This window comes from Pseudidiomarina indica, assembly GCF_900104245.1.
Classification (GTDB): domain Bacteria; phylum Pseudomonadota; class Gammaproteobacteria; order Enterobacterales; family Alteromonadaceae; genus Pseudidiomarina; species Pseudidiomarina indica.
Genome location: NZ_FMXN01000003.1, coordinates 216,565 through 224,458, shown reverse-complemented (window position 1 = coordinate 224,458; position 7,894 = coordinate 216,565). Strand labels below are relative to the sequence as shown.

Below are 7,894 nucleotides of genomic sequence, written 5' to 3'. Positions count from 1 at the left end.
TCCTATTTTGCCTGTAGCGCAGGTGGTGCAACGATTGAAACGCTGAAAGAATATGTACAAAGTCAGGCCACACCTGACTAGAAACGCTTCGCGTTTCCCGCTTATATCCCCGCCCGATTGGACGAGGGTCTACGCGGGTTTTGCTAAGGTGCTACCACCTAAACATTGTGGCGATTGCGGCACATTTCCGAGTTCTTGCCACTCAGCCGGCGTATATAAATGGAGTGCTAATGCATGCACAGGGCCTGCAAGCTCATCAACGAATAATTGATTCACCGCACGATGGCGCTGTAATAAACGCATTCCTTCAAACGCGTCAGCGGCCATCACAACTTTGTAATGGGAATCATTGCTGGGCGTGCCATGCAAGTGACTTTCATTGATGACTTGCAAGTGCTCTGGTTGGAAATGAGCCATCAGCTTCTGATGTAAGTGCTGCTGTAATGCGGTCATGACACCCTCCTCCTAGCGATGCTCTAGCGAACTAAAACAAACGTGCTCATCACGTCCTAGTTTAGCGAAAATATCAAAAATATTAGGTTCGGGCTCGTGGGAAAGGTAAGCGACACGAAACCATTGTGCCCCAAAGTTCCCGTGAAGTTGATACAACCGAACTTGATATTGCTGATAAAAATAAGCCAGTTGCTCTAACCCTTCTTGGCGATGTTTCGGAAACGCAGAATTGTCTCCAATTAACCGCCACCGACGCAATTCGTCTTCCTCAGCGAGTAGTGCTGCGTTGATCCGATCGCGGCAAAAACCTAATTGAATGACACTTTCAGATAAGGCCCAGCGCCCCGCAGGAAGTTGCTGTTGGTCGAGCGTAGTAATGGTATGTAAATGGTCTGTAGAGTCTGTTAATGAAGGGCGACACGCACCTAACAAGAGCCCAACGAGGAGTATCAAGGCAAAACGTGGGATGGCAACGTGAATTGATAATGAAAACGGCATGACACAGCCCCAACTCAATAACTAAGAGAGCCATGCAGTATATCGGTAAACAAGCAAATAAAAAAGTTAAAGGAACCTCCTTGTTCCAATGATAGCATTCGATCCTTGAGCGCTATCCCTCAATCCCTAGAAAACACAATATCAAACAATTAATATCATTTCAATTACATTTTGATAACAACGCCTATCCATTTGATTTAGCCGTGTTTTTAGGTGAAAAGTGCGAAGCGTTCATTCGTGTTTGTTGAAATTATGTAAAATCTGAAAAGTTGTTATTGATAACGATTCTCATTTGAGCGAAACTATAATACGAAAAGAAATGCGAATCAATATCGTTTATTTTAATTTTTAGATATACTGCAGCCAAACCAACGAGGTAAATCATCATGAGTTCAAGCACGTTACGCAAACTACTTACCATGACCGTTGTTGCCGCAAGCCTCAGCGCAACCATTGCTGAAGCAGCCACCGTCAATTTATATTCCGCTCGTAAAGAAGCGTTAATCAAACCACTGCTCGATAAGTTTACCGCTGAGACCGGCATTGAAGTCCGCTTATTAACTGGGGGCGGCGATGCATTGTTGGCACGGCTGCAGAATGAAGGCGCCAATACACCGGCCGACTTATTCTTAACCGTCGATGCGGGGAATTTGCACCGGGCCGCAGCGGCTGACGTCTTCCAACCTCTTACGGCAGCCCATCTGCTGGAAGCGGTTCCGTCACACTTAGTGGGCGGGGACCAGTTATGGGTTGGTTTAAGCCTTCGTGCACGGCCGATCTTTTACAATCCAGCGCGAGTCGATCCAGCCCAATTAACTGGTTATGAAGATCTGGCTAAGCCGGAATGGAAGAAAAACGTCTGTATTCGTTCATCCGATAATATTTACAACCAATCACTTACCGCAGCGCTGATTGAACATTGGGGTGAAGAGAAAACTGAAGCTTGGGCAAAAGGATTAGTCAGTAACCTCGCAAAACCACCAGTGGGTGGTGACCGCGATCAGCTCAAAGCAGCCGCCGCGGGTGTTTGTGATCTTGCCGTCTCCAATACCTACTATTTTGGACTGATGCAAAACAGTGATAACGCCGCTGATCGCGAAGTTACCACCAAGTTAAAGATCTTTTGGCCAAACCAAGACAGCTTCGGCACCCACGTGAACGTGTCGGGGATTGGTCTGACAAAATACGCTAAAAATAAAGATGAAGCGAAACAGCTCATCGAGTTCTTGTTATCGCCTGAATCGCAAGCTTGGTACGCCGCTGCCAACAGTGAGTACCCTGCAGTGACGTCAGCCAAGTGGAGCGAAACTCTCATCGGCTGGGGTGAATTTAAAGCAGACGATTTACCCATGCGTCACTTAGGTGAAAATAACGCAACTGCGGTGAAAATTATGAACCGCGCTGGCTGGCGGTAATGCGCTACAGTCGCTGGCGTCAACTAACACTGATCACAACGGCCGTCATGATTGGCGTGCCGTTGCTGATTATTTGTTGGTCCATGCTCCAGTTACTGTGGGCAGATGATCTCAGTACCCTTTCCCACCTATGGGATACGGTTGTTCCTGAATATATTCGCCATTCACTGATCTTGCTATTGGGCGTATCAGTGGGGGTTATTTTGTTGGGGGTTAGCACCGCTTGGCTGACCACCGCGTGTCGTTTCCCCGGCCAACGTCTTCTCAGTTGGGCGTTATTGCTACCGTTAGCCGTTCCAGCGTACATTGTTGCTTACACCTATACCGGCATGTTCGATTACGCTGGGCCGGTCCAAACAGCACTCCGTCATTGGTTTGATTGGGGCTATGGTGACTACTGGTTCCCTGAAGTGCGTAGCCTTGGCGGCGCCATCGTGGTACTCAGTTTAGTATTATTTCCCTACGTGTATTTAATTGCCCGCGCGACCTTTATTCAACAATCGGCCACGACCCTCGAAGCTGGACGTAGTTTAGGTCTAAGCCCATGGCAATGTTTTTATCGCTTAGCATTACCGCTTGCACGTCCTGCTATCGTGACAGGCACCACCCTCGCCCTGATGGAAACCTTAGCTGATTACGGCACGGTTCAACATTTTGGCGTCACCACCTTTACCACGGGTATTTTTAGAACCTGGTACGGGTTGGGTGATTTAGTCGGCGCATTGCAATTAGCGGGTATGTTATTGATTGCGGTTATGGCATTGATTTTTATTGAGCGCCATTCGCGTCGCCAAGCCCGCTATGATCAGCGTAACCCGCGCCCGGCACAACCCTTCGAGCTGCATGGTTGGCGAGCATACGGCGCCAGCGTGTTATGCTGGTTGCCCCTCGTATTTGGATTTATTTTACCAGCGTTGCAATTAACCCATTGGTCCATTGAACGTGCTGAGGTTTGGCAGGATAGTGAATTTTGGCGACTGACTTTTAATAGCTTTAGCTTAGCCGTCATTGCTGCCATTATCATCGTAATGATGGCCTTATGGTTAGCTTATGGACGGCGTCAAATTCCAACGCGCCCGGTCCGCACCAGTGTCGCCTTTGCCGGAATGGGTTACGCGATTCCAGGACTAGTGATCGCGGTAGGCTTAATGGTCTTTCTAACCAGCATTGACCACGTTCTCATCGATATCAGTCAGCGTTGGTTTAACTATAATCCCGGTCTATTATTATCCGGCACACTGGTCGCCCTGTTATTCGCCTATTGTGTTCGCTTCTTAAGCGTATCATTGCAAACCATTCAAGCAGGTCTGGGAGAAATTCGCCCCAGCATGGATGAAGCCGCACAAATTCAAGGTTATTCCCCTTTACAAGTCCTGCGTAAAATTCACTTACCTCTGATGCGGCCTAGTGTCTTCACTGCTTTAATTTTGGTTGGAGTGGACGTCCTGAAGGAATTACCTGCCACGCTTGTATTACGGCCCTTCGATTTTAATACCTTAGCCGTTCGTGCCTATGAAATGGCAACGGATGAGCGTCTGGCAGATGCAGGTCCCCCCGCTTTAATGATGGTATTGGTGGGGTTAATCCCTGTTATCTTATTGTCTCGAGCCATGCTTAAATCGCAGCAAGCAGCATTAAAGGAGCAAGAGTTTGTCCCGGTTACAGCTTGATAACATCAACGTGAGTTTTGGCGATTCCCACATTGTCCGAAACGTTACCTTAGAGCTACAGCAAGGTGAAATCGGCTGCCTTTTAGGGCCCAGTGGCTGTGGTAAAACCACGTTATTACGTAGTATCGCTGGCTTTCAAACATTGCAACAAGGCGCTATCCACATCGATGATTCCTTGGTTGCAAGTGCCCATTTGAATGTTGCTCCTGAGTTGCGTGGAGTTGGCATGGTGTTTCAAGACTTTGCTCTGTTCCCTCATCTAAATGTTGCCGATAACATTAGCTTTGGAATGCGCAAAGCAACCTCTCGCGAACGTAAAGCTCGGGTCGAAGAATTATTAAATCGAATTGGTTTACCCGGTTATCAGCACCGTTTTCCGCATGAATTATCCGGTGGCCAGCAGCAACGAATCGCCTTAGCACGAGCGCTAGCACCGCGTCCCCGCCTATTATTACTTGATGAACCTTTCTCGAGTCTTGATGCAGAATTACGGGAACGTTTGGCCGTTGAAGTACGTGAATTATTGAAAAACGAAGATATTACTGCCTTATTGGTCACCCATGACCAACAAGAAGCCTTTGCGATGGCTGACAAAGCTGGGGTCATGTACCAAGGCGAACTGCTGCAGTGGGATACCCCCTACCAACTGTATCACCAACCCAAGCATCAGTTAGTGGCTGACTTTATTGGCCATGGAGTGTTACTGCAAGGTGTAGTGAATCACGATGCATCATTAACTTCCCCCTTGGGGCAATTGTCCCATCCAAGTTTATTAACGATTGAAGCTGGCACCCAAGTCAGTTTCCTCGTCCGACCCGACGATATCGTGCCCGATGCCACATCGCGGTTACGCGCCACCATCAAGGCACGCGGCTTCCGTGGTGCTCATAATCTTTATACCGTTGAGCTTCCTGGAGGGATCAAACTACTCACTTTGAGTCCATCCCATGAGCAATTTCAAGTTGGGGCAAATATTGGGTTACGTCCTGAACTCGATCATTTGGTTATTTTTGCCGCCAACTTATGCGAACTTCCGGGTTTTTATGACCAAGCACCGACGGTACAACCGCTTCCTTCTGTGCTACCAAAGGCACAAACAGCCTAGCGAGCGCATAATAATTCACGGTAGAATAGTGCCCTCTTATTCGAACGGTTGAAAGGAACACTATGTTATTAGCTTTTATCGCCATTATTGGTGGATTGATTCTGCTGATGTGGAGTGCAGATCGATTCATTGACGGCGCAGCGGCCACTGCCGGTCACCTCGGCATGCCACCACTTCTTATCGGCCTCATTGTGGTTGGTTTTGGCACTTCGGCACCTGAAATGATGGTGTCAGCACTCGCTTCCTTAAATAACAATCCGGGAATTGCCCTAGGAAATGCCTTCGGCTCTAACATCACTAACATTGCGTTGATTTTAGGAACCACGGCACTCATTGCTCCTATTTTAGTCACCAGCACTGTATTAAAGCGTGAAGCTCCTATTCTTATCGCCATCACCTTATTATCCGTATGGCCACTTGTTGATGGCCAAGTCACCAGTCAAGAAGCATGGACCCTGCTAGCAATCTTTGCCTTTTATTTAGGTTGGACAACCTATAATGGCATGAAAAGTGACGCAGATTCACTCTCAGTTAACGTCAAGGTTCCAGAACTTGGACGCGGTATCGCTGTGTTCTGGATGGTGGCAGGCCTCATTCTCTTGGTCATTAGTTCACGATTTTTGGTTTGGGGTGCGGTGGAAGTGGCGACCGCACTCGGTGTGAGTGACCTCATTATTGGTCTCACCATTGTCGCCATAGGTACCTCGCTGCCAGAGTTTGCCTCCTCCATCGCAGCAATCCGAAAAAATGAACACGATCTCGCCATCGGCAACATTATCGGCTCAAATATTTTCAACACACTTGTCGTCGTAGGGATTGCCGGCGCAATTCATCCAATCACGCTCGAGCCTGAATTACTAACCCGTGACTGGAGCGTGATGATGGGCTTAACGCTATTACTGATGCTTTTCGCGTTCCGTCCGAATAATCGGCCGAATCGTATTAACCGAGTCCATGGCGGTATATTCCTTGCCTGCTATATTGGCTATACCACTTACCTCATTTATAGCGGGTTCAGCGCATGAACGTAACCTCACAATACCGGGCGCAACAACTAGGTCTATTAGGGTTAGCGCCCCTTGTTGTGTTTACTCTAATGGCCTTGCTCGACCTCTGTGGCGGCTTGGCCATTCAGTTAAGCGTGCTCTACAGTGCCGCCCTGTTAAGCTTTTGTGGCGGCATTCACTGGGGTCTTAGTATGCGCTTACCAACCTCCTCGGACGAACAACGCCGGCTCACCTGGAGCTTACTTCCTATTGTTGCCGGTTTCGCTATTTTAGTGGTTGGCCATCTCGTCACTCTTCCCTACCCCGTCATTTTGATGCTGAGTTTATTGGCACTTTTTCATTTGTTTTGGTTTAACTACGAACGTCGTAAATTATCAGAACATCCGTGGTATCTCGAGATGCGTGCGCGGCAGACTTTTACTACGGTCGCTTTGCATGTAGTCATGATAATTACCCACTCAACGTGACTGCTCCCCGCCCTAAGCGCTAAAGCGCCACGGGCGGGGCTTCCAACTTCTCAGGCAGCAACTGGTACGTGACCAGATTGACGCTTGCCTCCATTGGCAGAAACCGACAGTCCTGCGGTCTTTAATTTTAAAATGCCTTGCGCCTTGATATTTAAGGCTGCATTGATGTCCCTATCATGCCGTGTTGAACAGGCTGGACAGTGCCAATCACGCACGTTCAGCGACAATTCTTTCAGCTTGTGTCCACAGCAAGAGCAGGTTTTAGAGCTGGCAAACCACTGGTCGATTTTGACCAAATACTTACCTTGTGCTTTTGCTTTGTACTCCAGTTTCTGGATCAGGCCTGACCAACTCGCATCGGCGATGTGTTTGGACACTTTCTTGTTCTTCAGCATGTTTTTGACTTTCAGTGTCTCGACAATCACCGCTTGGTTTTCGTCAATGAGTTGTCGAGACAGCTTGTGCTGAAAATCAGCACGAGCATTCGCCAGACGCTGATGCGCCTTAGCGAGTTTAAGTCGGGCTTTTGCACGACCTTTGCTACCTTTTTGGCAGCGTGATAAGGCTTTTTGTTTTCGGCGCAGATTGGCACTGGCTTTCTTCAAAAAGCGTGGATTCGGTTTTTTCGTGCCGTTTGAGTCTATGGCAAGATGTGTTAAACCCATATCCAATCCGAGCACTTGAGCAGCATTCAGGTTTTGAATGGGCGCAGGAGCTTCTTGCCCATCTTCATGCAGTAGTGAGGCATAGTATTCACCTGTCACGGTACGGGACAGGGTGATGCTTTTCAGTTTTCCTTCAACCTTGCGATGAATACGCGCTTTAATGGGCTGCTTTAACTTCGGCACTTTAATCCAGTCATCACCACAATCAACGCTCATGCAATGATAGCTGGACTGCCTGCCGTGCTTGCGCTTGAACTTGGGATAACGAGAAGGCAGTTTGGGATCAAAGAAATGTTGAAAGGCTTTATCCAGATTGATACATGCCTGCTGGAGTGCAATCGAATCAAAATCTTTGAGCCAGTGATACTTACGGGACTTTTTTGCGACAGAAAGCAGAGGCTTTAGGTCTTTCTTGGCGTTGAGTTTAAGTCCGTGGCGTTTGTATTGTGAGCTGATGATATGCAAAGCCTTGTTGTACGCAAAGCGCACAGCGCCGAACTGGCGGTTTAAAAATTCCGCCTGCTCAGATGTTGGATAGATACGCACTTTAATGGCTTTATTCATACTGTATATAATAACAGTTGATGGGTATAAAACAATCCATAACTGCTCGC

General features: G+C 48.0%; 8 protein-coding genes and 1 pseudogene. 6 read left to right on the top strand and 3 right to left on the bottom strand.

What is annotated here, in order from left to right:
- Positions 1-81: pseudogene (locus BLP64_RS04350) on the top strand (IS200/IS605 family transposase); the annotation flags it as partial.
- A gap of 48 nt (positions 82-129) precedes the next feature.
- Here BLP64_RS04350 and BLP64_RS04345 read toward each other — a convergent pair.
- The gene (locus BLP64_RS04345; RefSeq protein ID WP_092592105.1) at positions 130-453 is read right to left on the bottom strand and encodes a BolA family protein; all 324 of its coding nucleotides are present in this window, start codon (positions 451-453) and stop codon (positions 130-132) included.
- A 12-nt stretch (positions 454-465) separates the two neighbouring features.
- A complete protein-coding gene (locus tag BLP64_RS04340; protein WP_092592103.1) occupies positions 466-951 on the bottom strand; it encodes a hypothetical protein in 486 nt (161 codons plus the stop codon).
- A 386-nt stretch (positions 952-1,337) separates the two neighbouring features.
- On the opposite strand from BLP64_RS04340, the gene BLP64_RS04335 reads away from it, so the two are divergent.
- The 5 genes from BLP64_RS04335 to BLP64_RS04315 all read left to right on the top strand — a co-directional run bounded on the left by BLP64_RS04335 (position 1,338) and on the right by BLP64_RS04315 (position 6,615).
- The gene (locus BLP64_RS04335; protein ID WP_092592101.1) at positions 1,338-2,366 is read left to right on the top strand and encodes a Fe(3+) ABC transporter substrate-binding protein; all 1,029 of its coding nucleotides are present in this window, start codon (positions 1,338-1,340) and stop codon (positions 2,364-2,366) included.
- Complete coding sequence (locus BLP64_RS04330) at positions 2,366-4,036, top strand: ABC transporter permease (RefSeq protein WP_092592099.1); 1,671 nt, start codon at positions 2,366-2,368, stop codon at positions 4,034-4,036. The genes BLP64_RS04335 and BLP64_RS04330 overlap by 1 nt, the downstream gene beginning before the upstream one ends.
- Positions 4,017-5,141, top strand: coding sequence for an ABC transporter ATP-binding protein (locus tag BLP64_RS04325; protein ID WP_092592097.1), 1,125 nt, complete (start codon positions 4,017-4,019; stop codon positions 5,139-5,141). The genes BLP64_RS04330 and BLP64_RS04325 overlap by 20 nt, the downstream gene beginning before the upstream one ends.
- A gap of 62 nt (positions 5,142-5,203) precedes the next feature.
- Positions 5,204-6,166: a calcium/sodium antiporter gene (locus tag BLP64_RS04320; protein ID WP_092592095.1), complete on the top strand. Its 963-nt coding sequence runs from the start codon at positions 5,204-5,206 to the stop codon at positions 6,164-6,166.
- Positions 6,163-6,615, top strand: a complete 453-nt coding sequence (locus BLP64_RS04315) for a DUF3429 domain-containing protein (RefSeq protein WP_092592093.1) — start codon at positions 6,163-6,165, stop codon at positions 6,613-6,615. Before BLP64_RS04320 ends, BLP64_RS04315 begins: the two co-directional genes overlap by 4 nt.
- Positions 6,616-6,665: 50 nt before the next feature.
- On the opposite strand, the gene BLP64_RS04310 is transcribed toward BLP64_RS04315, so the two are convergent.
- The gene (locus tag BLP64_RS04310) at positions 6,666-7,844 is read right to left on the bottom strand and encodes an RNA-guided endonuclease InsQ/TnpB family protein (protein ID WP_092592091.1); all 1,179 of its coding nucleotides are present in this window, start codon (positions 7,842-7,844) and stop codon (positions 6,666-6,668) included.
- Positions 7,845-7,894 lie beyond the last annotated feature (50 nt).

Coding starts and splice junctions, on each gene's coding strand:
- BLP64_RS04340 (WP_092592103.1), bottom strand. CDS start 951: ATGCCGTTTTCATTATCAATTCACGTTGCCATCCCACGTTTTGCCTTG.
- BLP64_RS04330 (WP_092592099.1), top strand. CDS start 2,366: ATGCGCTACAGTCGCTGGCGTCAACTAACACTGATCACAACGGCCGTC.
- BLP64_RS04345 (WP_092592105.1), bottom strand. CDS start 453: ATGACCGCATTACAGCAGCACTTACATCAGAAGCTGATGGCTCATTTC.
- BLP64_RS04335 (WP_092592101.1), top strand. CDS start 1,338: ATGAGTTCAAGCACGTTACGCAAACTACTTACCATGACCGTTGTTGCC.
- BLP64_RS04315 (WP_092592093.1), top strand. CDS start 6,163: ATGAACGTAACCTCACAATACCGGGCGCAACAACTAGGTCTATTAGGG.
- BLP64_RS04320 (WP_092592095.1), top strand. CDS start 5,204: ATGTTATTAGCTTTTATCGCCATTATTGGTGGATTGATTCTGCTGATG.
- BLP64_RS04310 (WP_092592091.1), bottom strand. CDS start 7,844: ATGAATAAAGCCATTAAAGTGCGTATCTATCCAACATCTGAGCAGGCG.